22 protein-coding genes, 1 tRNA gene and 1 pseudogene are annotated in these 25,027 nt (G+C 48.1%); 10 read left to right on the forward strand and 14 right to left on the reverse strand.

Going from position 1 to position 25,027, the window contains the following annotated elements; all coding sequences use genetic code 11:
- Positions 1–294 precede the first annotated feature (294 nt).
- Positions 295–2,175: an ArsA family ATPase gene (locus tag ACJ2PR_RS08825; RefSeq protein WP_446876754.1), complete on the reverse strand. Its 1,881-nt coding sequence runs from the start codon at positions 2,173–2,175 to the stop codon at positions 295–297.
- Positions 2,176–2,220: 45 nt separating this feature from the next.
- Here ACJ2PR_RS08825 and ACJ2PR_RS08830 point away from each other — a divergent pair, with 45 nt between their 5' ends.
- Entirely contained in the window at positions 2,221–4,101 is a 1,881-nt protein-coding gene (locus ACJ2PR_RS08830) for an AAA family ATPase (protein ID WP_446876755.1), read from the forward strand.
- 524 nt (positions 4,102–4,625) lie between these two features.
- On the opposite strand, the gene ACJ2PR_RS08835 is transcribed toward ACJ2PR_RS08830, so the two are convergent.
- The 3 genes from ACJ2PR_RS08835 to ACJ2PR_RS08845 all read right to left on the reverse strand — a co-directional run bounded on the left by ACJ2PR_RS08835 (position 4,626) and on the right by ACJ2PR_RS08845 (position 6,174).
- Positions 4,626–5,141 (reverse strand): hypothetical protein, encoded by a 516-nt coding sequence (locus ACJ2PR_RS08835; protein ID WP_446856433.1) that lies wholly within the window; start codon positions 5,139–5,141, stop codon positions 4,626–4,628.
- Positions 5,142–5,367: 226 nt separating this feature from the next.
- A tRNA-Ala gene (locus ACJ2PR_RS08840) sits at positions 5,368–5,440 on the reverse strand.
- 23 nt (positions 5,441–5,463) lie between these two features.
- Positions 5,464–6,174: an HAD family hydrolase gene (locus ACJ2PR_RS08845; RefSeq protein ID WP_446856434.1), complete on the reverse strand. Its 711-nt coding sequence runs from the start codon at positions 6,172–6,174 to the stop codon at positions 5,464–5,466.
- Between the two features lie 158 nt (positions 6,175–6,332).
- Here ACJ2PR_RS08845 and ACJ2PR_RS08850 point away from each other — a divergent pair.
- The 4 genes and pseudogenes from ACJ2PR_RS08850 to ACJ2PR_RS08865 form a co-directional block, all read left to right on the forward strand.
- Positions 6,333–6,461: pseudogene (locus ACJ2PR_RS08850) on the forward strand (pentapeptide repeat-containing protein); the annotation flags it as partial.
- Between the two features lie 244 nt (positions 6,462–6,705).
- Positions 6,706–6,972, forward strand: coding sequence for a hypothetical protein (locus tag ACJ2PR_RS08855; RefSeq protein WP_446876804.1), 267 nt, complete (start codon positions 6,706–6,708; stop codon positions 6,970–6,972).
- Between the two features lie 23 nt (positions 6,973–6,995).
- Positions 6,996–8,345, forward strand: a complete 1,350-nt coding sequence (locus ACJ2PR_RS08860; RefSeq protein WP_446876802.1) for a pentapeptide repeat-containing protein — start codon at positions 6,996–6,998, stop codon at positions 8,343–8,345.
- A 48-nt stretch (positions 8,346–8,393) separates the two neighbouring features.
- On the forward strand, positions 8,394–9,068 hold the full coding sequence (locus ACJ2PR_RS08865) for a Uma2 family endonuclease (protein ID WP_446876756.1): 675 nt from the start codon (positions 8,394–8,396) through the stop codon (positions 9,066–9,068).
- A gap of 20 nt (positions 9,069–9,088) precedes the next feature.
- Here ACJ2PR_RS08865 and ACJ2PR_RS08870 read toward each other — a convergent pair whose 3' ends face one another.
- The 3 genes from ACJ2PR_RS08870 to ACJ2PR_RS08880 all read right to left on the reverse strand — a co-directional run bounded on the left by ACJ2PR_RS08870 (position 9,089) and on the right by ACJ2PR_RS08880 (position 11,637).
- The gene (locus ACJ2PR_RS08870) at positions 9,089–9,952 is read right to left on the reverse strand and encodes a class I SAM-dependent methyltransferase (protein ID WP_446876757.1); all 864 of its coding nucleotides are present in this window, start codon (positions 9,950–9,952) and stop codon (positions 9,089–9,091) included.
- Positions 9,953–10,202: 250 nt separating this feature from the next.
- A complete protein-coding gene (locus ACJ2PR_RS08875) occupies positions 10,203–10,898 on the reverse strand; it encodes a TIGR04283 family arsenosugar biosynthesis glycosyltransferase (protein ID WP_446876758.1) in 696 nt (231 codons plus the stop codon).
- A gap of 73 nt (positions 10,899–10,971) precedes the next feature.
- Positions 10,972–11,637 (reverse strand): TIGR04282 family arsenosugar biosynthesis glycosyltransferase, encoded by a 666-nt coding sequence (locus ACJ2PR_RS08880; protein WP_446876759.1) that lies wholly within the window; start codon positions 11,635–11,637, stop codon positions 10,972–10,974.
- 594 nt (positions 11,638–12,231) lie between these two features.
- On the opposite strand from ACJ2PR_RS08880, the gene ACJ2PR_RS08885 reads away from it, so the two are divergent.
- Both ACJ2PR_RS08885 and ACJ2PR_RS08890 read left to right on the forward strand, forming a co-directional pair.
- Entirely contained in the window at positions 12,232–13,383 is a 1,152-nt protein-coding gene (locus ACJ2PR_RS08885) for a glycosyltransferase family 4 protein (RefSeq protein WP_446876760.1), read from the forward strand.
- 125 nt (positions 13,384–13,508) lie between these two features.
- Positions 13,509–14,252 (forward strand): PIG-L deacetylase family protein, encoded by a 744-nt coding sequence (locus tag ACJ2PR_RS08890; RefSeq protein ID WP_446876761.1) that lies wholly within the window; start codon positions 13,509–13,511, stop codon positions 14,250–14,252.
- Positions 14,253–14,370: 118 nt separating this feature from the next.
- On the opposite strand, the gene ACJ2PR_RS08895 is transcribed toward ACJ2PR_RS08890, so the two are convergent.
- Entirely contained in the window at positions 14,371–15,036 is a 666-nt protein-coding gene (locus tag ACJ2PR_RS08895) for a hypothetical protein (RefSeq protein ID WP_446876762.1), read from the reverse strand.
- A gap of 464 nt (positions 15,037–15,500) precedes the next feature.
- The gene (locus tag ACJ2PR_RS08900) at positions 15,501–16,001 is read right to left on the reverse strand and encodes a hypothetical protein (protein ID WP_446856443.1); all 501 of its coding nucleotides are present in this window, start codon (positions 15,999–16,001) and stop codon (positions 15,501–15,503) included.
- Positions 16,002–16,382: 381 nt separating this feature from the next.
- Here ACJ2PR_RS08900 and ACJ2PR_RS08905 point away from each other — a divergent pair, with 381 nt between their 5' ends.
- Entirely contained in the window at positions 16,383–16,919 is a 537-nt protein-coding gene (locus tag ACJ2PR_RS08905; protein WP_446876763.1) for a hypothetical protein, read from the forward strand.
- A gap of 228 nt (positions 16,920–17,147) precedes the next feature.
- Positions 17,148–18,566: a glycogen synthase GlgA gene (gene glgA, locus ACJ2PR_RS08910; protein ID WP_446876764.1), complete on the forward strand. Its 1,419-nt coding sequence runs from the start codon at positions 17,148–17,150 to the stop codon at positions 18,564–18,566.
- A gap of 222 nt (positions 18,567–18,788) precedes the next feature.
- Here the strand turns inward: glgA and ACJ2PR_RS08915 are convergent, their stop codons facing one another.
- Together ACJ2PR_RS08915 and ACJ2PR_RS08920 are read right to left on the reverse strand one after the other, a co-directional pair.
- Positions 18,789–19,511: a TMEM175 family protein gene (locus ACJ2PR_RS08915; protein ID WP_446876765.1), complete on the reverse strand. Its 723-nt coding sequence runs from the start codon at positions 19,509–19,511 to the stop codon at positions 18,789–18,791.
- Positions 19,447–20,217, reverse strand: a complete 771-nt coding sequence (locus tag ACJ2PR_RS08920; protein ID WP_446876766.1) for a TauD/TfdA dioxygenase family protein — start codon at positions 20,215–20,217, stop codon at positions 19,447–19,449. Before ACJ2PR_RS08920 ends, ACJ2PR_RS08915 begins: the two co-directional genes overlap by 65 nt.
- Before the next feature lie 155 nt (positions 20,218–20,372).
- Here ACJ2PR_RS08920 and ACJ2PR_RS08925 point away from each other — a divergent pair, with 155 nt between their 5' ends.
- Positions 20,373–20,852, forward strand: a complete 480-nt coding sequence (locus ACJ2PR_RS08925) for an Lrp/AsnC family transcriptional regulator (protein WP_446876767.1) — start codon at positions 20,373–20,375, stop codon at positions 20,850–20,852.
- Positions 20,853–21,053: 201 nt separating this feature from the next.
- Here the strand turns inward: ACJ2PR_RS08925 and ACJ2PR_RS08930 are convergent, their stop codons facing one another.
- From ACJ2PR_RS08930 to ntrB, 3 genes are all read right to left on the reverse strand, one after another.
- Positions 21,054–21,893 (reverse strand): nitrate ABC transporter ATP-binding protein, encoded by an 840-nt coding sequence (locus ACJ2PR_RS08930; RefSeq protein WP_446856446.1) that lies wholly within the window; start codon positions 21,891–21,893, stop codon positions 21,054–21,056.
- 56 nt (positions 21,894–21,949) lie between these two features.
- Entirely contained in the window at positions 21,950–23,953 is a 2,004-nt protein-coding gene (locus ACJ2PR_RS08935) for a nitrate ABC transporter ATP-binding protein (RefSeq protein WP_446876768.1), read from the reverse strand.
- Between the two features lie 202 nt (positions 23,954–24,155).
- Positions 24,156–25,001 carry a nitrate ABC transporter permease gene (gene ntrB, locus ACJ2PR_RS08940; RefSeq protein WP_446870023.1) on the reverse strand — a complete coding sequence of 282 codons (846 nt, stop codon included), beginning with the start codon at positions 24,999–25,001 and terminating at the stop codon, positions 24,156–24,158.
- Between the last annotated feature and the right edge of the window lie 26 nt (positions 25,002–25,027).

Here is a 25,027-nt window from a genome sequence, read left to right on the forward strand (position 1 = left end):
CCACAGGTTGGCGCTTTCGCGTCTCTGTAGTGTTGTCGTCATGGTGAATAATTACTGATTTTTGAGATGTATGTTGTGGTGTTTTCCACACCTCATACATTAGGGCATTTCTTAAGCTTTGTAAAGAGTTTTCACAATGTTTGTAGAAAGGTCACTGGGTGTTGCCTTAAGAGCTACCCCGAAAACAGTCCCTCATCAGGGCTGTAGGCTGTTTTGGATAGGAGCTACGATCGTCCCTCCTTTTATGAAAGTTCACATTTGAAGAAGTCCGAGCTTGCCAGGTCGTGAGTAACTTCAGGCTGAGAATAGTAAATTGGCGACTCCTGAAATCTGTTCTACTGGCGCGATCGAGCGGGGTAATTGGGGTAAATGGACGATCGCTTGTTTGGGAAACCGTTTGATTAAATTCTGATCGACTGTCTCAGCGCGGTTGTTGACCAGGTAGCGTTGAGTGATTTTCAGCTTGATTAAGGATGCGGTCAGTCTCTCAGTTTCGGCGAGGATGGCGGACTGATTCTGAAAGACACCGATAAATTCAGTGTGTTGGGGATTGAGCAGTTTCTTTTGGGTTTGGATGACCCGCTGACGCAGACTCCGTAACCGATTCATAAATTCTGTCCGTCCCAGCACGTCTTGATATTTGATCCATAATTTGAAGATCCAGGACAACCAATCGCCCAGCGCTGTCGGCATTTCTAAGAAACGCAGTAAGTGGCCTGTAGGAGCCGTGTCTAGAACAATCAAGTCCTGTTCTTTGGACTCCAGCAGTTCCATCACTGTAATGAGTGAGAGCATTTCATCGATGCCAGGGAGCGCCTGAGAGACGATTCTGCGCCAAGCTTCGGGACTGTAGGCGATTTTTAGGCTGCTGTCGGAGGTGCTAGACTCGCCACTCATCATTTCGGCAAGCTCCCACAGATATTCTTCGCGAAACTGCTCTAGAACTTGTTTTGAGTCGATTTCTTGTCCGCTTAAGTGAGTCGTGAGGGGTGTGGAGGCGTGTTCTAGTTGAGTACCCAGCGCGTCTCCCAGAGAGTGAGCCGGATCGATCGAGATCACTCGAATGTTTTGATCAGGATGTCGTTGGGCCATGCCCCATGCGATCGCCGCTGCTACCGTCGTTTTGCCCACCCCTCCTTTGCCGCCAACTAAAATCAGCTTGCGGCCTTCGGTGATGAAGTCACTAAACCCTGGTGAAAGGCGTTGAGAAAAATGAGTGGGCTGCGATTCTAACTGGAGAATTTTGACCTGGGCTGGCTGAATTTGGCTAATTAGCCGATCGAGGGCTTGATCTCCCACAGGTTCAACAGGCTGCTGAAAGGAGAGGACGATCGGTTCGGATTCCGCTAGGTCAAAGAATTTTGTGATCAGGTGCTGTTGTTCGCTGAACTGATCGAGATTGCTGGCAACGGGCAAGATGTGGTTGATGAAAAGCCCACCAAAGGGAATGTGTAGCAGTTTGAGCGCGTCCAAAAATCGCTTGGTTTCTAAAAGGCTCATCCACTCAGCGATCGCCACCACCAAACAAGCCGTCTGCGTTTTGTCCTGGAGTAACTGTCGTCCGTTGGCTAAATCAGATCTCATCTCGATCAAAAAGCGATCGGCTTCGTCTGCGGTGTACCTTCCTGTAAAGCTTTGACTGATGACATGATGTTTTTCTTGAAAGAGTTCTAACGCAAATAGGAATTCGTCTAAAAAGTCCATCAAACTGAATAAGTTTAAAGTGTGACCGCTGGGAGCCATGTCGAGAACGATGCGATCGACCTGCTGATCTCGTAGCAGACGCTGAATTTCTAAAATGCCCATCAGTTCATCTAGTCCCGGCCAACTTAAATCCCAGATGGGTGACAGGTCTTCTTTTTGCACAAAACTACCCCGCTCGATCAGCAACTCCAGCACTTTGCCATAGGAGGTTCTGAATTCTTCTAAAAGGGTTGGCGCGTCCAAGGCTCTAATGGTCAGATTGGGTAAATCTTGTCGCGAAACGGCTGTATTGCTAATCGGCAGTTGCAGCACATCGCCCAGGGAGTGAGCCGGATCGGTAGATAAGAGAAGAATTTGCTCATTGGGAAACTGCTGGGCCCATCTGCGTGCAAATCCACAGGCGATCGTGGTTTTGCCAACACCGCCCTTGCCGCTAAACATTGCGAGATTCAAAGAGTCAAACTGATTCATAGGGGAGTTTTGCGTTGACGATGCGGAACTGTTTGTGGGAACACTGTGGCTGTAGTTTTCCCAATCGATTGGGGAGGGCTGCGATCGCAAAAAAATTCTGTCTCAAGTAGCGACGGTGAGCCAATGAGTGATTTGTTTAAGGGATTTGAGCAATTATTAGAACTCGCCAAAATTTTGGAGGAGAAAGCAGAGAAAGGAGAACTGAAAGCAGACATTCAGATTAGCCGCAATCTCGGCAGCATTCCTCGTCAGGGCAATATTCCAACAGGAGTCAGCCGAGTCCGCCCTCCCAGTCATCCCACAAACGAAACTTCAACACCTTTGGAGGAGATGGTCAGTTCTCCAGCCTCTCTTAAAGATGTGGGTGGATTGGGAGAAATTTTGCGAGAGCTTCGTGAGTTGGTCGAGATTCCGCTCAAGCGTCCTGATCTGTTGGCAAAATTGGGATTAGAACCGATTCGAGGCGTTTTGCTCGTCGGCCCGCCCGGAACCGGGAAAACCCTGACCGCTCGTGCATTGGCAGAAGATTTGGGCGTGAGCTACATCGCGATCGCCGGCCCCGAAATCATGGGCAAATACTATGGAGAAGCCGAGACTCGTCTGAGAGGCGTTTTTGAGAAGGCGGCGAAGTCTGCTCCCTGCGTAATTTTCATCGATGAGATTGATAGTCTTGCGCCCGATCGCAGTAAGGTCGAAGGCGAAGTCGAAAAGCGCGTTGTGGCTCAGTTGTTGAGTTTGATGGATGGGTTTGCCAAGACCAAAGGCGTGATTGTTTTAGCCGCGACCAATCGCCCTGATCACCTCGATCCTGCGCTGCGTCGTCCGGGAAGGTTTGATCGAGAAGTGCAATATCGAGTTCCCGATCGCGACGGACGCTTAGAAATTCTCACCATTTTGACTCGTGCTATGCCTCTGAGTGAATCAGTGGAACTGGGCGCGATCGCTGACCTGACAGTTGGAATGGTCGGTGCGGACTTGAAAGCCGTTTGTCAAAAAGCAGCGTATACCGCATTACGGCGGCAGGTTGGTTCGCTGAAGGAGCCATTACCCGATGTGATGACGGTGGAACAAGCGGACTTCTTACATGCCCTGAGAGAAATCAAGCCATCGGTGTTGCGATCGGTCGAAATCGAGTCACCAAACCTTGCCTGGAGCGAAATTGGCGGATTAGAACTCATCAAGCGTACTTTACAAGAATCTGTTGAGGGCGCATTGCTCTACCCCGAACTGTATCAACAAACAGGCGCAAAAGCGCCCCGTGGCATTCTCCTTTGGGGGCCACCTGGAACGGGTAAAACGCTCTTGGCCAAAGCCGTTGCGTCTCAAGCGAGAGCCAATTTTATCGCGGTCAACGGGCCCGAACTTCTCAGCCGTTGGGTCGGGGTAGCAGAACAGGAAGTTCGAGAATTGTTTGCAAAGGCTCGGCAAGCGTCTCCCTGTGTCATCTTTATCGATGAGATTGATACGCTGGCTCCTGCTCGTGGAAAGTTTAACGGGGATTCGGGAGTAAGCGATCGCGTCGTCGGTCAGTTGCTTACCGAATTAGATGGACTGCAAGCCTGTCCCAATGTTCTATTAATTGGCGCGACTAATCGACCAGATGCGATCGACACCGCTTTGATGAGAGCAGGTCGATTGGATCTGCAACTCAAAGTAGATTTACCTGATGAAACCAGTCGGTTGGCGATTTTGCAGGTTCACAATGGCGATCGTCCTTTATTTGAAATGGATCTTAATAATCTTGCTGCCCAGACAGAAGGCTGGAATGGCGCAGACCTGGCACTTCTTAGCAATCAAGCTGCTCTACAGGCGATTCGTCGATACCGTGCCCAGGGATTTACTAATCCATCCAACATTCAAATCACAATGGCTGACTTTACCGCCGCTTATCAAGCACTCATTAGCCAGCGCCAAGCGCTTCAGTAAATTGAGACCTGTGATTTGAAAATTGAAGTATGAAGCCAGCCTCTGAGTGAATTAAATAAGCCCAATGAATCAAGGGGGGCTACGTGAACAAAATCTGCTTGCGCGAGTTAAAACGCAGGACTCTCCTGGACTTTTAGTGTTTTAGTGAAAAAAGAGAGTTACCAATAGCTTCCTCAGAAAAATCGATCTAGAAACCTTACTAAATAAAGAGTTCAAGATTCATTAGTTAGCTTATGGTCGTAACATCAGGAGAGCCATCAAAAACAAGAAAACTGCTAAGTAGATAGGCACATAAGTAGATAGGCACAATTGAATTGAAGATGGTTTTCAAACTGTGCAAGGGTTTTAGGCGAAGCCATCTTTATATTTAATTTGACCTACCTACTTAGGAACGAAAACTAAATAACATCGACTTCTGTAGGTTGGGTAGAGCCTTGCGAAACCCAACAATTGCTGGGGTGTTGGGTTTCATGCTTCAACCCAACCTACGAAGTTATTTAGTTCGTGATCCTTATTTGTGCAAATTAAAGAGGGTGCCGCTTACCGACACGTTCTTCATAGAGCTTTCGATAGGCATCTTGAGCAGCGGGCTTTACTTTATCCCAAGCTAACCCTGTCTTCCCATGAGTTTCCCCATATTCGCTTCGTAACTCAGGTTCGATCTCGTCAAAGGTTTTTCCGGTGTTGCCATGTCGAGAGAACGCCTCGTAGCCAGTTTGATAAGCGGGGGCGTAATCATCAAAGGTTCGACCCGCCTCAATATAAGGGCGAGAAGTGTGATGAGCGCGCCAGTGTTCGTGTTCGAGGCTGGCATCAATGACCTCAGCCGTTTCCTTGCCTAGTAGCCCGCCACCGATCGCTCCGATCGCGGCTCCTACGACTGCTCCGATCGGGCCCCCAACGGCACCCCCCACGATCGTTCCAATTGTCCCTGCACCAGCAGCACCGAGTCCGGTCTCTACAGGATGGGCACCCGGTTCACCCGTGATTGGGTCAGGATGAGAAGTAAGGTCGCTTAAAGGTTTCTTGGGGTCATTCATGATTCAGTTCCTTGAGAATAATTACCAACTAAAACTTTAGATAGCGAAGTCGTATGCTTTGAAAGAGGCAGGTGCTCTAATGTCAATCCTTCTAGAAAATTATTGGAGTGACAACAAAACACCGCCCACCTCCATTAGTTGCTTTTTAACCAGAGAATTCATCTATATTTGGGGGAGTTTATTCTTATCAAAAGGAACAGGCACTATGTCTGCTCAAGAATAGCAATGGAGAATAGGGGAATCGAACCCCTGACCTCTGCGGTGCGATCGCAGCGCTCTACCAACTGAGCTAACTCCCCTCACCTAGCCATTTTAGCATTTATCAACTGGCATCTAAGCTGCTGTAAACTTGCTGCACGCGATCGAGTTCTAAGTCAGAAAGATAATCAACCGTCCAGTTGGCGCAACGCTGGAGCATGTGGAAGGGGTAACTGTTGGCAACTCCGACGACTGAGATTCCGGCTCGTTTGGCAGCGGCAATTCCGGCAAAGGTGTCTTCGATTGCCAGACATTCAGAAGGCTGTAAGCTGAGATCGGGAAACTGCTGATTAAGGCGATCGACGGCGAGTTGGTAGCCGTCGGGTTCGGGCTTGCTGGCGGTCAGGTCGTCTCCAGAAACGATGAGCGAAAAGTTTTGGTTAAGTTGCAGGCGAGTCAGAACGGATTCAATTTCGCTACGAATAGCTCCACTGACGATCGCCAGTTTGCAGGGTGTTGCTTTTAGGCTAAAAATCAGATCCTCTAGCCCTGGATAGGTCGGGAGTTTTTCTAGCGCTGCAATCTGCTGAAGGTAGGCTTTGGCTTTGCGGGCGATCAGTTGATTGAGGTATTCCTCGGTGACGACTCTGCCGCGACTGGCAAGCAGATCAGTTAAGCAGGCGCGATCGCTTCGCCCCAGACAGATTTCTCTGAATTCGCCGGGTCTGGGACGCAGATTCTCCTCCACTAAAATCTGTTCGATTAGCTTCTCGTGAAGTGGCTCATCGTTGATAATTACGCCATTAAAATCGAACAGAACAGCTTTGAGAACCATGAAACCGTTGCGGATGAGAAAGGCTACCCTCACTTTACCAGTCTGAGAGAAGCGATCGGCTCAAACCTCTTGTCTCTTGCTCCTATTCGAGGAAAAGCTACCGGATTTGTCTTTATTTTTCTATACTGAGTGCGTAAACTCACTTAGCCCTCTCTCCTATGGATTTCTCTGGTCAAAATCTGCGAGGACGTAACTTTGGAGGGCGAAATCTGACGGGAGCAAATTTTTCGCACGCAGACATCAGAGGGGCAACCGTCGCGAACGCGATTTTGCGGGAGGCAAATTTTACGAATGCAAAAGCAGGACTGCAAAAGCGCTGGGCAGTCAGTTTGGTGATTCTTTCATGGTTGCTATCTGCTTTCTCAGGACTCTTCTCAGATGTCGCCGGATATTTGGCAACTTATTATTTCGTTCCTCGTACTCATCTTACTGGTGATAATTTTAATCCTATTGCTGGTGGCATTATATTCCTGATATACATCGTCTTCTTTACTCTTACGATTCGTCAGGGCATAGAAGCAGCCTTGGGATTTGTTCTCATCGCTGGCACTGGCGCTGTTGCTGTTGCTGGCGCTGTTGCTTTCGCTGGCGCTGTCAATAGCTCTGACGCTTTTGCTGGTATTATCGGTGTCGCTGGTGCTGTCGGTATCGCTGGTGCTGTCAGTGGTATTGTCGCTGTCGCTGTCGCTAGTATTATCGCTGTCGGTATCGCTGGTGCTGGCGCTGTCGGTGTTGCTAACGCTGATGCTGCCGGTGTTGCTAACGCTTGTGCTATCGGTGTCGCTTTCACGTTACTGAGCGCATATATCGCTTGGCGAGCTTTGAAAAGTGATGAAAAATTTGCCTTGATTCGGACGATCGCCATCACACTCGGCGCGATCGGGGGCACTTCTTTCTGTGGGGCTGACCTCACCGATGCAGACTTCACCCAAGCCATTCTCAAAAGCACCAACTTCAACCACACTCGGCAAAAACGAACCGTTTTACATCAAGTCTGTTGGTCAGGGGCTACGAAGCTCGATCGTGCCCGACTTGGAACTTCAATTCTTGCAAATTCTGATGTCCGTAAATTGTTAACCACACGCAACGGCTACAAAAAATCTTATGCGAATGCTGATCTCTCTAACGCCAATCTCAAAGGTGCCAATCTCAACCACGCAAACTTGACCCAAGCCCTTGCTGTAGGCGCTGACTTTAGCCAGGCCTGTCTCACCGGAGCTTGCCTCGAATCGTGGAACATTGACCACACGACGAAGCTCGATCAAGTCGATTGCCAATATGTGTTTTTGCTAGAGCAGCCCAACGCGATCGGCAGCCGAGAACGTCGCCCCCACGACCCAGACAAAGTGTTTCAGCCCGGAGACTTTGAGAAACTCTACGCCAAAATTATGACCACGATGCAACTTTTGCTGAGAAATGGCGTAAATCCAGAAGCTTTTGCCGTTGCCTTTCAGAAATTGATGCAAGAAAATCCTGATATCTCGCCTGACTCAGTGCAAGCGATCGAGAAAAAAGGCAACGATGTTTTGGTCACACTTCAGATTTCAGAAGGAACCGATAAAGGCAAACTAGAACATACTTTTGATACCGCTTATCAAGCAAAATTAGAAGCACAAAAGAACGCTGAATTATTAGAATCTGAGAAACGCCATAACCAGGAATTAAATCATCTCGCTCTGACGCTGGCTCAAAACACAAATCTGGGAAATCTACTTTCTAACCTCACGATCGTTACAGGAAACGACAACACCATGACAGACAACAAAAATCAAGGCATCAACACAGGCGCAAACAGTTTCGTCAACACTGGAACCAATCAGATGATAAACAGCATTCTTAACATGAGCGGTGCTGTCACAAATGCCCTAAATCAATTACCCAACACAACGACTGAAGAACCTGGAATCAAAGAACTATTAACGCGACTGCAAACGGCGATCGAATCTGATCCTGAACTCTCAGAAAAAGGCAAAACGAACGCTCTGGAACAAGTCAAAACCCTGGCAGAAGTCGGGCAAAACCCAGAACAGCCAGAGAAAAAGAACTTGGGCGAGAAAGCAATGATCTTTTTGAAAGGAACGATCGCCACGCTTTCCGACACCGCCAAACTAGCCGAAGCCGCCAAAGTTCTATTACCCCTGATCGCCAAAGCGTTAGGATTACCTGTATAGATATCCAGCTTGCGAATTTTAGCTTGTCGAGCGATCGAGGTTTCACCCATGACCACTCAAATCGTAACGCCAGTCACCGTCCCCATCAAAAATATTGTGCTTGAACCCGGCAGCGTCTTGACCATTACAGACATTACCTGGGAGAAATTTGAAGCCATTTTAGAAGAACTGGGCGAAAAGCGAAGTGCCCGCATCGCCTACAGCAACGGAGTGCTAGAAATTGTGTCACCTTTACCCGCTCACGAACGCCCCAACCGCATCATTGGTCGCATCGTTACCATTTTGCTGGATGCTCGAAATTTAGAGTGGGAAGATTTTGGCTCAACGACCTTTCGACGCAAGAAAAAGCAAGCCGGACTCGAACCCGACACCTGTTTTTATATCGGAGAAAATGCCAAACGAGTGCGATCGTGCATGATGTCGATGAATCTGGACGTGTACCCATCGCCCGACTTAGCCATTGAAGCCGATGTCACCTCAAAAACCACACTAGAAGCTTATGCTGGAATCCAGGTACCAGAGGTGTGGATCTACAACAGAGGCAAGCTTAAGATCAACCTGCTCAACGATGGAGAATATCAGGAATCGCCTACCAGTCTTATATTTCCCGACTTGCCTATCATGCAACTGATATACGATCGCGTCCAGCAAGCCATGCAAGAGGGCACCAGTTCGATGTTGAAGCAGTTGCGGCAGGAAATGAGGGATGGGGATGAGGGATGAGCTAGTGCAAAACGTTTTAATTAGCTGATTGCCCATTGTCCATCTTGGATTTCTTGAGTAAATGGTTTGGGCTGAAATCGCTCACTGGGTAACGGTTTTACACCGCGAGTTACTTGATGAATCCACCAAAATTCTTGAGTTTGCACCGCACCAAATCCGGCGGCCTCCATCCAGGCATCCAAATTGCCAGCCGCGTAGGATTGAATGTAGGGTTCTTCAAAGATTTGGGTCAGCCACTCAGTTTGACGCAGCGTTTTTTGGTTGCCATCCAGAATCAGCACTTCGCCTCCAGGCGTGAGCAAGCGATCGGCTTCCTGCAAAATGGACTGCGCGACGATCGGTGGCGTTTCATGAAACAGGAGAGAAGCTGTCACCAGATCAAAAGAGCCGTCTGGAAACCGGGTTTGTTCGGCTTTACCGTGTTGCCAAGAGATCTCAAGTCCGGCTTGTTTGGCTTTGTAGTCAGCGACAACGAGCATGTAGGGAGACAACTCTAACCCAATCACGTCGGCTTGTGGAAAAGCCTGTTTGAGCATCAGCGTGGTGGAACCCGTCCCACAGCCGAGATCTAGAATGCGACGCGGATGAGTTTGAATGCTATCGATCAGACTTTGGCGCACCCAGGTTTCATTAGGCGGCAGGGCGTACTGAGTGATCGGATCATAGGAGACGGCAGCGCTGATGTTGAGATAGCCCCCTTCGATGCTGTGAAAATGTTGGCTGCTGTAGTAATTGGGATAAGCAAGTTGGGGATCGCGAAATTGGTCGCTGGCAGACTGCCAATCGATGCTTTCATAGAATCGTCTCAGGGCAGATTCATCGATAAACAGTCGAGCGATCGGGGCGAGATATTGCTCAAAAATGGTGTCTTTACGAACGGCCATAGGACAAGTGGGGGTTGTGGTGTCTGGGGACTTTGGACTGAGCAGCCTTAGAGGTTTTTAGTCTTTGGTCTTTGTCGCGCTTCATTAGAACATCTTCACTGTATATCTCTTCACTGTATATCAATGTTTTGGATCGATGCTCTTAGAGAAGAGTTCAAAGATCGACCGCGAATCTAGTAGCAGATCTAACCGATATCGCTTTAAATGCCAGTGTCACTTTGAAACTTCAAATGTTAATTGATGGCGTTCTCTACTTTTTTCTCAGTCCGCTCCGATACCAATGGGCGATTGTTTGGGGAGAAACCCCTACCAGGTAAGCAAGAATTATCCATTGATTCATTAAAGTGGTTTGCAAAACGCCCAGAGTTTGCCAGCGTCGTCCTGAAGTGATTACGGCGGCAGGGAGAAGGGCGATCGTCCCGTATCGTCTGAGTTGTCGCATCAGCTCAAAATCCTCCATAATTGGCAAATTGGGAAATCCGCCTAGCGTTTTGAACGTGTTGCTGCGTAAGAAGATAGCCTGATCGCCGTAGGGCATTTGTAGCCAGCGAGATCGCCCATTCACGCCCCATTCCACCAGACGCAAACTCCAGAGATCTGCGTCGATTTTGAGCGAAAAGGCTCCCGCGATCGTGGCAGGTTGACTGAGCGCCCGACGAATCATCGTGTCAAAACCAGCAGGCAGCCGGGTGTCGACGTGAAGAAACAGCAAAATGCTTCCGGTAGCGGCGTTGGCTCCAACATTCATTTGATGGGCCCGCCCAGGAGTCGATCGCAGCACTCGCGCCCCTGACAAGTGAGCCAATTCTACGGTCTGATCTCGGCTGCCTCCATCCACGATGATTAACTCTATCTCGCTCGCTTGCTGTTGAATTTTCAGTATTTGAGCGATTTGATTAGCCTCATTTAGAACCGGAATCACGATCGAGATTTTTGCACAGAGCATGGAGAATCAAGGCGCAGGGCTTTTGGGATGTTAAAATTGCGAGGCTTTTTTGGCGATGGTTTGCTCTATTTTTTCAGGTTTCTCTTTGTTCTGGCTTGAGATCTTCGGGTCGATCGACATCACTGAGAACAGGCAAGTAAGCAATCGAACATCCTAATTTCTCTGCGATCGCAACCGTTTGCTGTAGGACGATCGCAGTACTCCAGGCAATGCCAACAAATAGATCTGGTATAAAGTGACGCAACCCAATTAAGTAGTATCCACCATCGGTTGCTGCGCCCAAAACTAAATCGTGAGTTTGCAGTTTCTCAAACGCGATCGCGAGAATGGAGGCATCTAAATCAGGACAGTCTGTACCAATGGCGATTACAGATTTTGCGCTGCGATCGAATGCTGATTGGAATGCTTGAGAGAGACGATCGCCCAAGTCTCCTGAATGCTGAGAAGAATAGCTTAAATCTTTGCCTAACCAGGCTTGCATTTGATCGCGACCCCTTGCGGGTGACTCGAAGAGATCGCTCCCAGAAAATCGAACTTCTACCGCAACAGGACGCAACGTTTGCAAATGTCTCACTTCTGTCAAGGTTTGCTCGGTCATCTGTCGATGTAAGGCGGCCGCTCCTTGGGGCCCCAAAGCTGGAATCAGACGAGTTTTTGCTTTTCCGGGTTCTGGATAGCGCGTAAAAATAATCAGGCAGGGAGTCTCCGAATCTGACGGTGAGACAGTAGAGTTTGACATCGTTTGGTCTCGATCGTTGAGGATTAACCGTTTAGCATTAGGACTTCGACAATCTTAGCGGCTGTTTTTAGGTGAGTGAGTTGTATCCTGCATCACTAGACTTTTTGTAGAGTAATCTGGTATAAACTAATCTGAGGTTATTAATTTTAGTGAAATCACAATAATACCAATCTTTTTGAGCAAAAAAGCCAAAAGAAAACGTAAGCGAGATGTTTGCTTTGATCCAAAAATAGGGTGCGAGTTATCAACTACCTGAAAGCAGTTAACTTCTAAACGGGAATGACAAATTACTAAAGTTAGAATCGACTGGAGTACATCACCAGGCATACTTTAAATACGCCATTGGGTACATTATTTTTTGTCGATCGCGGACTAGAGTAAGACTGCTCTACAGGAGGGCGCAAATGTTGTAAGGCTTATGTTCTGCGTATCTGCCTGGTGACTTTAGATCACCGAAAGATCAGCAAAGTGGCTCTACTAAAAACTTCTCTGCTCCCTGTCATTGCGCTGTTCAAGACTCAGGAGAATTGAAGATAACTGCACAAAATTAGAGAACGCAGAATTAGAAGAACTTGACCCTTCTAGACTGAGATTATGCAAATTTGGCACGTTGGCGCTTCACCCTCAATTACAACCGTAGATGGATGCAACAACACCGTTTGGAGTCTTGCAAGAGAGCAGGCATCTCTCGGACATCACGTTACTCTAGTGCTAGACCAGCAGCCCGACCGCACAGCGCAAGCGATCGCTGACCATAATCCAAAACTCCATCTTCGTTATCTTCCTTCTAACTTTTGGCACTATGAGCCAGATGCTCTCTCCCAAGAGTTTCAACTACAGACTCCTGATATTGTCCATTTTCACTCTATTTTTATTCATAAACAAGCCAGTTTAGCTAGACAGCTACGACAGATTGGCATTCCCTATGTGATCACGCCCCATGCGCGGGTGTTATCTCAACGGTTTGGGCGAAGTTGGATTAAGAAGTACTTCTACAATTGGCTAATTGAGAAAGCCAGGTTTCGGGGAGCCGCTGCTATCACAACCGCCACGGTGCGAGAAGAAGCCGAGATTCGATCATTCATTCCAGGCTATCAGGGCACAATTCACTCGCTGCTCAATCCGATCGATACCTCTACATTAAGTCAAGCTTCCTGGGAAAGGAATTCTCAAGCAACTCGACTGGTTTATTTAGGGCGATTTGATGTGTTAGTTAAGGGCATCGATCGCTTGATTGAGTTAGCGCGTCTGTTACCACAGGTTGAAGTTCACCTCTATGGCACAGAAGACCCCAAAACAAAATCATGGCTCGCTCGCCTCAAAGCAGACTTGCCCACAAACGTCTATTTTCATCCTCCTGTGTTTGGGGTAGAAAAGATTCAAGTTCTCAAAAAAGCAGCGCTCTATATTCAAATGTCTCGTCAAGAAATGTTTGGCATCTCGATCGCAGAAGCGATGTGTATTGGCACGCCCTGCGCGATCGCTGAAACATTAAATATCGCCGAACTCTTTCACCATCACAATTTGGGACTGGTATTGCCTGCCGATCTTGAGCAGAGTGCGATCATGTTGTCAAATGCGTTGCGCTCAGAAGCCCGTCTAAACCAGTGGTCAGAACGAGCGAAACAGTTTGCACAAAGTCACTTTGAAGCGTCAGCGATCGCCGCTAACTGTCTTCAACTGTATGAACAGGTTCTCTGTCAGCGTGACCCGTTTTCTCAGTGTGGCAAAGTTCTCAAGCGTTAAAGGCTTTTAGACTGCGCGGAGACCTTAGACTTTAGACGGGAGATCAAAGACTTGAACTGCTGTGTCGAGAGTCCAAGATCTAAAGTCCAGAGTCCAAAGTTCCCAATCCAACGACACGACACCCCATGAGCATTCAGCCTTTTGCGTTGCGAGACAAACTCAAAGCGCTTCATTCAAATTTTTTGGTGGCTAATATTGTGAATTGGACAAGTCACCCGATCGTGATCGATGAGCGATCGGCAATGGTGTTTTCTCCCCATCAGGACGATGAAACGCTGGGCTGTGGGGGGATGATTGCGCTCAAGCGACAGTGCAAAGGGTCTGTGAGCGTGGTGTTTTTGACCGATGGCCAGTCGGGAGGGGCCGATTTGAGTGTGATTGGTGAGCAGCGGATAAAACTGCGGCAACAAGAAGCGATCGCAGCCCTGACAATTTTGGGAGTCGAGAAGTCAGATGTGCATTTTCTAAACAAACCAGACGGCACGCTTGATCAGTTGTCAGAACCGCACCGTCAACAGACGATCAATCACATCGTACAACTGCTGCGTGATTACCAACCTAAAGAGGTCTACGTTCCACATCGTCGCGATCGTCATCCTGATCACGAAGCCACTTATCAATTAGTGCAGGCGGCTATGACACAAGTCGGACTGCAAGCCACAGTTCGAGAATATCCCGTCTGGATTTTTTGGAAAGCGCCCTTATTACTCGATTTGCAGATCAAAGAAATTGTCGGAGCCAAACGGCTATCCATTCAATCTGTGGTGGAGAAAAAGAGAGCCGCGATCGCAGTCTACGATTCACAAACTCATGCGCTACCTGCTGGTTTTCTCAAGCGATTTACTAGTACTGATGAGTTTTTTTGGTAGAGTTTTGGTCTTTTACAGAGAAAAGGACAAAATTCGGCGTGAACGATAGTCTGAACTCGCCCTCCAATTCTGAAAACCTCCAGACTTTCAATCTCAACGATTCATAACTTACGGAGATCTAACAGGCAGTGTAGATCACCAGAGTTTTGTATTGATCAATTTGCTTGATTTTTCCGGCTGATTCAAACTTGCGAACGATCGGTTCTGCTTGCTGCCACGCCCATGAGCCAGTATAAAAGACGAGTTTGCCATCCGGAGTAAGCTTGTCTAAAAATAACTGCACTAGAGATTCGTCAGTCTGGTGAACTGAAGCAGCATTCTCAGGAAGATAAAATTCGCATAGATGAAACAGCGATACCAGATCAAAAGTGGGTAATGTGTTTTGAGTCAGCGTATAAATATCTGCAAACAAAACTTTATAGTGCTTCGCCAGGGTTGTGTCTTTTAGCACCAGTTGGATGTAAGCACGATGCTCAGGAGCCGATGCCGTAATGCCCATGACCTCATTTGGTTGAGCAAGCTTCTGATTTTCTAACCCGACAATGTGGTGACCACCCGTGCCAAAGTGAAAGATGGTTTTGTTTTGAATCTGCGATCGCTGCAAATAGTCAACTAATTCGAGATCACAGGGGCATTGGTTACGATCGAGCGCCCAATAAGAAGCCTTTTGATAATAAGAAAGCCCAACCAGTTGAGGAATCGACGGCCGAATCTGTCGAATGGTGCTGATCAACTGCTTGGCGATCGGAATCTGGGTAAGAAGCTTGAGGTTCATCGCAGCCATTGTTTGCCATCTCCCTGAATTGATGTGAACTTTGCACCTTGGACTTTAGACATGATTCATGGCTTCGGTCTAACGTCCCTCTTTGCCGCTTTTGTCGCGTTTATTCAAAGAATTGATATTACACAAGAATTTACAGAAGAGGATTAGTCAAGTCAAGATTGCCAGAATACCTTTTAAAAAAACTGTCTCAATCATCACACAGTAGTAAGAAGACAAAACGCTTCCTCTCTAAAATTAAATCGCTGGACAAGGCAAGCGATCGACCAACTCACCCCTCAAACCCAGTAGATCGCAAATCGACATTTTTTGATTAATCGCCAAATCTCGCTCCCTCTAAATCTCTACAAATCCTGCTGATTAAGCGTGACTTTGAGTTCCCGTCCTTTCTAAAGGGAGTCAGAGGGAGGTTATGAGAAATGACCCACTAAAAATAGTCATCGCAATCTACTGAAGTTGCTCAATTGTTAGCGAGTCGGCTTAAAGTTGCGGGTAAAGCTCATCCAGCGATCGATCTTGCCGCCCGTGATTTCCAAAATTGGAATATTGGATGTTTTCGTTTCGCCGCCTGCCTCTTCGTAGAAAAAGTAAATCGAGGTGGGTTCTTTGCGAGCTAACCCGTAAGCGATCGCAATATCATTCGCAAGTTTGCAGCTAATGGAAAAAGTGCCCATCTCGATCGAACCGTTGCCTGCGGTGTATGACCAGGTAGTGCCCGGAGACAGTTGACCAGAGGCACACATAAAATGAGTCACCTCAAACATTTTTGCCACATGCACATCGTACAGGCGCAATCGTCCCCCATAGGCGGATTTTGTCGTACTCGTGTCAGGCACCGTCAGGCTAAACGCCCCTTCGCCTGTTGAGATTAACATGGGTAACGCGGTAGCTAACCCTGGACTGTGAGGAGCCGCAATCGCAGCGATCGACCCAACAGACAACAAAAATTGGCAAACAGAACGCTTCATCATCATCCTGGCGATAAAAGTTTATATCCCAGCGTTCCCACAACCAGCCCAAAATCCTATGAGAACTGATCGCCTCTAGTATTTTGTCGGCAGCGATCGAGTTCAACTCAACATCAAACTGGATCAAAGAGAGGATTTAGTTTTGATCCATTCCTCACAGGTCAGTTAATTCTGTTAGCCATATGTCATAACAGATGTACAATAAACAATCACAATCCCTAGACTTCCATGTTTTTAATCTAAATAGATCAAACTCAGATCAAGCTTGACCCAATAATTTGTTAAGTGCTCAAGGTTATTAGATCGTTTGAACTGAGAAACGAAAAGATTGGAAGAAACAGGGTGGTTGTTAACCCAACAGTTTTAGGAGCAGATCCAACAATGAGTTTTACGCAATCAATGACCACCTTAATTGAACATTTAGAAACTCGCAGACAACAACTCGATACCGAGCTACAAGAAACCACTGCGGCGATCGAAGTCTTAAAACGGCTAGACGGACAAAAGGGCGATTCGGCAGCATCCCCTGCGGCAGTCGTCAGTGATAGCAACGGTCAAGCGACCCCCCGTAGACGCGGACGGATTCCTCGCGCCAAGGTCGAAGATACAGCGGCGACCAGTTCCACCTTTAGCCCTCGCACCTCAGTCTTGCGGGCTTACCAAGGAAAAACCATTCGAGATGCGATCAAAATGATTTTGCAAAGCGAAGCGGGTGAGGAGTTTAGCGTTAATGACATTCTCTACGCGCTCTATGGCAAAACCATCAGCAAAGATGCGCTCAAAGTGGCTCGACCGATCGTCCTTGCCGAACTCTCTAAAGGAAAAATGGCCAATCACTGGTCAAACGTGCCCGGACGCAAAGGCTACTATACCTTCCTGGAAGACGGCGACTCAGACGGTGGAGACGACGACGAATAATCTGCGCGACCCCTTGCGGGAACTCAAAGAGATCGCCATCCCTTCCTCCGCAAAAAGACGCTTGGCTGGACGCTGAGTTCATTCAAAAAATGCGATCGCCCCAAACCGTTTAGAGCGTACCCTAACTCGGTATGATGGCAGTGCTAGTTTAGCGAATTGCTAACCGCCAAAAGAGCGAATCGCTGACTGCTCAAAAACTGCCAACTAAGGGGAACCCCAAGGGTTAACATGCGAATTTTGTTTGTTGCTGCGGAAGTGGCTCCGATCGCCAAGGTCGGCGGCATGGGAGATGTTGTCGGTGCGTTGCCCAAAGTCTTGAGAGCAATGGGCCACGATGTCCGAATTTTCATGCCCCTCTATGGGTTTCTGCCTGACAAAATCAAGATTCCCAAAGAACCCGTCTGGCAAGGGAATGCCATGTTTCAAAGCTTCTCAGTTTATGAGACGGTTTTACCGGGTTCTGATGTACCGCTCTATTTAATGGGGCATCCCGTATTTGATCCGCGTCGCGTCTATGGCGGAGATGATGAAGATTGGCGGTTCACCTTTTTTGCGAACGGTGCGGCCGAGTTTGCCTGGAACTATTGGAAGCCTCAAATTATCCATTGTCACGATTGGCATACGGGCATGATTCCGGTGTGGATGCACCAAGATCCCGACATCTCGACGGTGTTCACAATTCACAATTTGGCGTATCAGGGGCCGTGGCGCTGGAAGCTAGAAAAGATGACTTGGTGCCCGTGGTATATGCAGGGTCACAATACAATGGCGGCAGCGGTGCAGTTTGCCAATTGGGTTAATACTGTGTCGCCCACCTATGCCGAACAGATCAAAACTCCCGCCTATGGAGAAACGCTAGAGGGACTGCTGTCTTTTATTAGCGGCAAGGTGTCTGGCGTTCTCAATGGCATTGATACTGAGGCTTATAATCCTGAAGTAGATAAGAGTCTGACGCAGACCTTTGGTGTGGAAACGTTAGAGAAACGATCGCTCAACAAAATCACGCTACAAGAAGAAGTTGGGCTAGAAGTTAATTCCAAAGCATTCCTGTTAGGCATGGTGACGCGATTGGTCGAGCAGAAGGGGTTGGATCTGGTATTGCAGATTCTCGATCGCTTTATGTCTTACACCGATTCTCAATTTATTTTATTGGGGACGGGCGATCGCTATTACGAAACTCAAATGTGGCAACTGGCGGGCCGCTACCCTGGACGCATGGCTGTTTATTTGCTCTACAACGATGCATTAGCCCGCCGGATTTATGCCGGGTCAGATGGATTCCTGATGCCCTCTCGATTTGAGCCTTGTGGCATTAGTCAGATGTTGGCGTTGCGGTATGGCTGTGTGCCGATCGTGCGCCGAACGGGTGGTTTAGTCGATACCGTGTTTCATCACGATCCCGAAAATCACACAGGGACGGGGTATTGCTTCGATCGCTACGAGCCATTAGATCTCTACACCTGTCTGGTACGAGCCTGGGAAGGATTTCGATTTAAACCTCAGTGGAATGAACTTCAACAACGAGGCATGAAGTCAGACTTTAGCTGGGACAAGTCGGCTGTTGAATACGACAAGATGTATCGCACCGTTCTCGGCTTGCCCCCCGAAGATCCTCAGCCCCAAAAGCAAGCCGAATTAGCGAAATAAGGCGTTGCTGAATTGCGGGATGAATCTGTAAAGGGTGTCCTCTCGCCCCCTAAATCCCCCATTCTGGGGGACTTTGAAACGTCTGACTCCTCTCAGCATTGGGTGTCCAGGAGAATTCATACTGTGATTCAGCAATGCCTTGTGGTTGAAATCCATGAAAGCTTCTCCTGCTTTGGGTGAAATGTGTAGCAGTCCTCATTAGAATCAATTTTGAGAAGCCCACTAAGACGATTTATCGGGTGATCCGTTTACCTGACGATCGATCGCGCTAGGAAACAAGTAGAACAGTGGAATCAAAATATACAGAACCAGACTCAAAGTTGTGTTGATCAGAGACATTAGAGATGCAAGCAGGTAAAGCACGGGGTAGCCAACGCTCCACAAGGAAGCTCGACGAATAAATCGACGATGAGTGTGAGGGTGTCTCCAAAGATACTGATGCACAACGTAAAACCACAGCGTATTGTACACCAGACCTGTGAGCATCAAAGACAAGCCGTAAAACATGACAACAGGCTGAAGATTTGCATAAGCTCCAATTAGCGCTGTGGAGTAGGGAATAAACGCAATGCACATCAGTAAAACTAAATTAATTGCCAGTGCCGCACGGTCGATACGCTTAAGCAAGTGAAACAGTGCATGGTGATTTAGCCAAATAACTCCAATGACGAGAAAACTCGTGACGTAGCTGAGAAGATGTGATCCGACATGCAACATTTCAGTGATCGCTTCTGAAGAGGTTGTCTGCGATAGATTGGGGACTTTGATTTCAATCACCAACAGTGTCATGGCGATCGCAAACACTCCGTCACTGAAAGTCTCAAAGCGGCTGAGACTCATCAAAGATATTTCTTCGGTCGAGACTTGAGGCATATTGCTTCTAAAATTGGGCTGTTCCACAAACAGTTGTGCGGCGTTGGAGTTGGGGATGTTGAGAGTCTGCATAAGTTGCAAAATGGGCAACAGAGGCGTTGTCACAAATCATTAAATCTCCAATTTCAGGCTTGTGGCGATACACAAACTCTGGACGATTTAGATGACGGTTCAAATCTCGAATCAGCCAGACGCTCTCTTCACGGGAGAATCCAACAATGCCTGCTGTTAATCCCATGTTGATGTAGAGTGCTTTGCGCCCTGTTATGGGATGTCTCCGAACAAGCGCATGAACAACCCCGTTTTGGTGAATTGTCTCCAGATGCTCAACTTGGTGTTTGAGAGCCTCTGGCAGAGTTTCGTAGGCAAGGTACATGTTCGTAAACAGAAAATCTCCACCTTTGAGCGGCGCTTTGAGAAAGTAAAACAGTGACAAACTAGTTGGGGGTTCCATAAATGAACCGTCATGATGCCAGTAGTGCCCTACATTCAAATAGCCATCCTCTTCACGATTGGAAACGGGGAAAATCTCAGGATAGTTCACGTAATGTGGGTGTGGACTAAATCTCTCCAATTCACCAAATTGGGCACTAAAGGCAATCTGTTGCTCAACTGTTAAAACCTGGTCTCGTAAAATTAATAACTGGTGTTCAAGGAGTGCTTGATTGAGTCGAGCTAGACTATCCAGTGCAAGTTTGCTCGAAGCATCGACTCCTGCGATTTCAGCACCCAGAAATGGCGTAACCGGACAAACTAAAATTTGGGCTGAGGTAGGCATTAGAAAATTAGATTCAAGGATGAGATGTATCTAATTTATAGGGTTAGTACGCTTTTATGAATGTAAGGTTTAACGTGTTTAGCGAGATAGCCCTAAAATAAAAAGGTATTATTTGAGTTTCGCCTTATCAGCTTAAATCCTATTAGCTTAAAGTTATGACTCAGAATGCTCAAAAAATTCTAGATGCAACAAGTTGGCGAATTCTCACAATTCTGCAAGAAGATGCTCGCATTCCGTTTAAGGAATTAGGGCAACGGGTAGGACTGTCTTCTCCAGCGGTTGCAGAACGGGTTCGACGTTTGGAGGAGTCCGGGATCATTAATTGCTATCGAGCAGAATTAGATCTAGAAAAACTGGGGTTACCGATCGCTGCATTTGTGATGATCAAATCCTTTGGGCATCGCTGCCAGGAGGTGCGATCGTTGCTACAAGAGTCACCAGAAGTGCAGGCTTGCTACCGCATAACTGGGAATGATCATTATTTGGTTAAGGTAGTTGTTACTTCTGTCAGCCACCTAGAGCAACTCGTGGATCACTTTATTCCTCACGCAGCCGTCACGACTTCTGTGGTGCTTTCAGTTCCTGTGAGTGGACGAGTGATTGATGATGCTATTTTTCCGAAGGCGATGCCGTGAGAGATTTAGGTTGGACTGAGGCGATCGCTCGATTTAGAGATCAGAGTCAGAGATCAATGGACTGTTACCCATAAACGATCTGTCTTATTCGTTTGAAAACTCCTATCCATTAACGTAGAGGTTCCCGAAAAGAAAGCACGATCGCGGCCACAAAACCTCGATCGTGCAGTTGTTTAGGGGGAGTAGAAAACTGAGGGCGACTTATTCGGTGTCGTCGTGGGCAAAACGATGATAGAGGAAGTCAAGCGCATAGTTGCGAACTTTGTAGTATTCGGGTGTTTCCATAATGCGGGCCCGATCGCGAGGACGCTTAAACGGAATCTCTAACACTTCGCCAATTGCAGCGGCTGGCCCGTTGGTCATCATCACCAGTCGATCGGCGAGAAACAGCGCTTCGTCAATGTCGTGCGTGATCATTAGAACGGTACAGCGGTGTTCATTCCAAATCTTCAGCAGTTCTTCTTGCAGTTCTTCTTTGGTAATCGCATCTAATGCGCCAAACGGTTCGTCAAGAATCAACACTTCAGGGCGAATCGAAAGGGCGCGGGCGATCGCCACCCGTTGTTTCATCCCACCCGAAATTTGGGGAGGCTTTTTCTCCGCCGCTTCGGTCAGACCCACCATCGCCAGGTGATCTTTGACAATCATCGTCTTCTCAGCTTTGGACTTGTCGGGATAGACCGAATGAACGGCCAAATAGACATTCTCAAACACCGACAGCCAGGGCAACAGCGCATATCCCTGAAACACGACCATGCGATCGGGCCCCGGTTTTGTAATCGGTTTGCCTTGCAGTCTGACTTCGCCATCGGTGGGTTGAGCAAAGCCACTGACCATATTCAGCAAGGTACTTTTGCCGCAGCCTGAGTGACCAATCACGCAGATAAATTCACCTTGCTGAACCGTCAGATTGACATTTTCTAAGACAGTGTAGGTGCCGCCGTCGCGGGTGGGATAGATTTTAGAGACATTATCCACGACCAGAAAATCTTTCTGAGTCTTGGGTGTCACAGAGTCTCGAACTTGCGTTGTCGTAGTCATTAACGTTTCGCTCGTCTTAAGTGTTTGCATGGGTGTCTTGGGAGCATCCTAGGGGTTTACGCGGTGCGAGGCAAGGGGGCATCGAGGGCAATTTCTGCCATGTAGATGTCGTGCTTAATCTTGAGGTCGTTAAGATAAGCGATCGGGTCGTCTGCGCTAAAGGTCACCCCATCAAACAGATGAATCGCACCTCGGCTGTAGGTCAGATCAGAGAGGCCCAATTCTCGTGCCGCTACGCTAAACACATTCACTTTGCAAACGCGCTCCAAAATTTCAACCCAGTTGCGTGGGAAAGGAATGTCACCCCAGCGCGCTAATTGAGTCATGAGCCAGAGATGCTCGGTACGACTGGGACGGTTGACTCCTTGCCCATAAAATTGGTGGTGCGCGTACTCTTTGGGAGAAGGATGCAGGTCACACACGGCTGAATTTGGATCGCCTAGCTGAATGTAATCCACTTCGCAGGCCAGATATTCACTGCGCGATAGGATTTGACGAATCTCTTCGTGATTGTTGGCATCTGTGCAGTAGCGACAGGCTTCGAGCAGAGCTTTGACCAGGGCGACATGGGTGTTGGGATAGGCATTGGCCCAATCTTCACGAACACCGAGAACCTTACCAGGGTGACCGTTCCAGATTTCGAGGTCGGTGGCGATCGTGTAGCCAATCTCTTCGACCGCCGCCCGAATGTTCCAGGGTTCACCCACACAGTAGCCGTCAATGCTGTCTGATTGCAGGTTAGCCACCATTTGGGCGGGAGGCAGCGTGGTAATCGAAACGTCTTTATCGGGATCAATTCCCCCGGCCGCCAACCAGTAACGCAGTAATAAATTATGCATTGACGCAGGATGCACCACCCCAAACATGTGACGGGTATCGGTGCTTTCTAGTAGCATTCGCTTCAGGTCACTCAGCGTATAAACGTTCTGTTCTTGAAAGCGTTTGTCGAGTGTGATCGCGTTCCCGTTGCGGGTGAGGGTGAGAGCGCTGACGATCGGAATCGGTTTGCCATCCATTCCCCCAGTCGTCAACCAGACAGGCATTCCTGAAGGCATTTGAGCCGCGTCGATGTAGCCACCTGCAATTCCATCCTGAATGCCGCGCCAGCTTGATTCGCGCACCAGATTGACTTCATCTAACCCATGATGAGCAAAGAAGCCTTTTTCTTTAGCGATCGCCAACGGAGCGCAAGCCGTCAAAGGCACAAACCCGATTTCTAGATTGACTTTTTCTAACCCGTGACGAGCGACAGCGGTGGTCTTTCTAGCACGCAGTTTTTTGATTTGCTTTTGCTGATTGAGAAAGTAGATCAGTTCGCTGCGGTAGCTGTAGTAGTTGGGGTGGGTGATCACTTCCATGCGCTTGCGAGGGCGAGGAATGTCTACTTCGAGAATTTGACCGATTTTGGATTCGGGGCCGTTGGTGAGCATGACAATGCGATCGCTGAGCAAAATCGCCTCATCCACATCGTGCGTCACCATCACCGTCGTCACATGGTTTTCTTCGCAAATCTCCATTAGCTTTTCTTGGAGGTTGCCGCGAGTCAGCGCATCTAATGCACCAAACGGTTCGTCGAGCAGCATCAGTTTGGGTTTGGTGGCAAAGGCACGTGCGATCGCGACCCGCTGTTTCATCCCGCCCGATAGCTGATCTGGTGGTTTGTCGGCGGCGTGTCCCAGTCCGACCATTTGAATGTTTTGTTCAACAATTTCTTTGCGTTCTTCGACTGACAGATGAGCCAACACGTTATTGACAGCCAGTTCAATATTTTGCCGAACGCTCATCCAAGGCAGCAGCGAATAGTTTTGGAACACAACCATTTTGTCGGGCCCCGGCTTGAGAATCTCTTCGCCTTCGAGCATGACGACTCCATCGGTCGGCAAATCCAGACCTGCCACCATGTTGAGTAGCGTAGATTTACCACAGCCAGAGTGACCAATCAGCGAAATAAATTCACCTTTACGAATCTCAAGGTCAATTCCCTTGAGAGCAACATAGCTCCCACCATTGGCAAGGGGAAAAGTTTTTTCAACGTTTTCGACAGCAACAAATTTAGACATAGCGGTGAAGAAGAGTGTTTGAGAGGCAGGAGCTTTGAATTTCTTACGACTTACACAGAACAGATCCCCCTAGCCCCCTTAAAAAGGGAAGGGATAAGAGCCTAGTAAAAAGGGAGGGATAATAGTCCAGTTCCCCCTTTTGAAGGGGGCTAGGGGGATCTTATCTATGCAACTTCACAAAGAATCAGTGTGAGTTCTATTTCTATTGTTTTTGACTTGGGGGCAAAATCAGGTCTTGAATGTACGCCATGATTTTGTCGAGTGCCCAGCCCACCAAACCGATGTAGACCAGTGCCAAAATGATTTCGCTGACTTGGCTGTTTTGGTAAGCGTTCCAGATAAAGAAGCCGATGCCGACGATGCCAGACATCACGATTTCAGCAGCGATGATAGCTAACCAGGCAAGCCCGATCGAGATCCGCAACCCGGTGAAAATGTAAGGCAGTGCAGCCGGAAAGAGAATCTTAAAGAAGTACTCTGACTTGGGCAAGTTCAACACTTTGGCCACGTTGTTGTAATCGCTAGGAATCTGACGAACGCCAACAGCAGTGTTAATCAAAATCGGCCAGATTGATGTAATGAAAATGACAAACAAGGCAGCAGGTTGGTTTTGTTGTAATGCTGCTAATGCAATGGGAACCCACGCCAACGGAGGAACGGTTCTCAAAATCTGAAAGATCGGATCGAGTGCTTTCGACATTCCCTTATTCAAACCAACGAGAATGCCAACGCCAATACCCACGATCGCCGCGAGTGTGTAGCCCACTGCAACCCGCTTCAAACTCTCAAATACCTGTAGTGCCAGTCCTTTATCGGTGCCGCCTTTGTCGTAAAACGGCCAGAAGATTAGCACCCAGGTTTCTTGCACAACTCGCACCGGACTGGGAAGTGTGGCCCCCGGCAGAGAAGAAAACAGTTGCCAAAGGATGAGTAAGACAGCGATCGCAATCAGTGGATAAACAAAATCTTCGATCCGTTCTTTGAGTTTTGCATTAGCGGCGCGTGACTTCTTAACAGGTGCGACGGTGTTGGGTTGAGCGACGGTCATGGAATTAACTCCTGGATAAGAGGGAT

It is taken from the genome of Phormidesmis sp. 146-33 (assembly GCF_052939515.1).

Excerpts from the sequence above, each read along its gene's own strand:
- ACJ2PR_RS08825 (WP_446876754.1), bottom strand. The coding sequence starts at position 2,175 with ATGAATCAGTTTGACTCTTTGAATCTCGCAATGTTTAGCGGCAAGGGC.
- ACJ2PR_RS08835 (WP_446856433.1), bottom strand. The coding sequence starts at position 5,141 with ATGAATGACCCCAAGAAACCTTTAAGCGACCTTACTTCTCATCCTGAC.
- ACJ2PR_RS08845 (WP_446856434.1), bottom strand. The coding sequence starts at position 6,174 with ATGGTTCTCAAAGCTGTTCTGTTCGATTTTAATGGCGTAATTATCAAC.
- ACJ2PR_RS08865 (WP_446876756.1), top strand. The coding sequence starts at position 8,394 with ATGACCACTCAAATCGTAACGCCAGTCACCGTCCCCATCAAAAATATT.
- ACJ2PR_RS08870 (WP_446876757.1), bottom strand. The coding sequence starts at position 9,952 with ATGGCCGTTCGTAAAGACACCATTTTTGAGCAATATCTCGCCCCGATC.
- ACJ2PR_RS08875 (WP_446876758.1), bottom strand. The coding sequence starts at position 10,898 with ATGCTCTGTGCAAAAATCTCGATCGTGATTCCGGTTCTAAATGAGGCT.
- ACJ2PR_RS08880 (WP_446876759.1), bottom strand. The coding sequence starts at position 11,637 with ATGTCAAACTCTACTGTCTCACCGTCAGATTCGGAGACTCCCTGCCTG.
- ACJ2PR_RS08885 (WP_446876760.1), top strand. The coding sequence starts at position 12,232 with ATGCAAATTTGGCACGTTGGCGCTTCACCCTCAATTACAACCGTAGAT.
- ACJ2PR_RS08890 (WP_446876761.1), top strand. The coding sequence starts at position 13,509 with ATGAGCATTCAGCCTTTTGCGTTGCGAGACAAACTCAAAGCGCTTCAT.
- ACJ2PR_RS08895 (WP_446876762.1), bottom strand. The coding sequence starts at position 15,036 with ATGGCTGCGATGAACCTCAAGCTTCTTACCCAGATTCCGATCGCCAAG.
- ACJ2PR_RS08900 (WP_446856443.1), bottom strand. The coding sequence starts at position 16,001 with ATGAAGCGTTCTGTTTGCCAATTTTTGTTGTCTGTTGGGTCGATCGCT.
- ACJ2PR_RS08905 (WP_446876763.1), top strand. The coding sequence starts at position 16,383 with ATGAGTTTTACGCAATCAATGACCACCTTAATTGAACATTTAGAAACT.
- glgA (WP_446876764.1), top strand. The coding sequence starts at position 17,148 with ATGCGAATTTTGTTTGTTGCTGCGGAAGTGGCTCCGATCGCCAAGGTC.
- ACJ2PR_RS08915 (WP_446876765.1), bottom strand. The coding sequence starts at position 19,511 with ATGCAGACTCTCAACATCCCCAACTCCAACGCCGCACAACTGTTTGTG.
- ACJ2PR_RS08920 (WP_446876766.1), bottom strand. The coding sequence starts at position 20,217 with ATGCCTACCTCAGCCCAAATTTTAGTTTGTCCGGTTACGCCATTTCTG.
- ACJ2PR_RS08925 (WP_446876767.1), top strand. The coding sequence starts at position 20,373 with ATGACTCAGAATGCTCAAAAAATTCTAGATGCAACAAGTTGGCGAATT.
- ACJ2PR_RS08930 (WP_446856446.1), bottom strand. The coding sequence starts at position 21,893 with ATGACTACGACAACGCAAGTTCGAGACTCTGTGACACCCAAGACTCAG.
- ACJ2PR_RS08935 (WP_446876768.1), bottom strand. The coding sequence starts at position 23,953 with ATGTCTAAATTTGTTGCTGTCGAAAACGTTGAAAAAACTTTTCCCCTT.
- ntrB (WP_446870023.1), bottom strand. The coding sequence starts at position 25,001 with ATGACCGTCGCTCAACCCAACACCGTCGCACCTGTTAAGAAGTCACGC.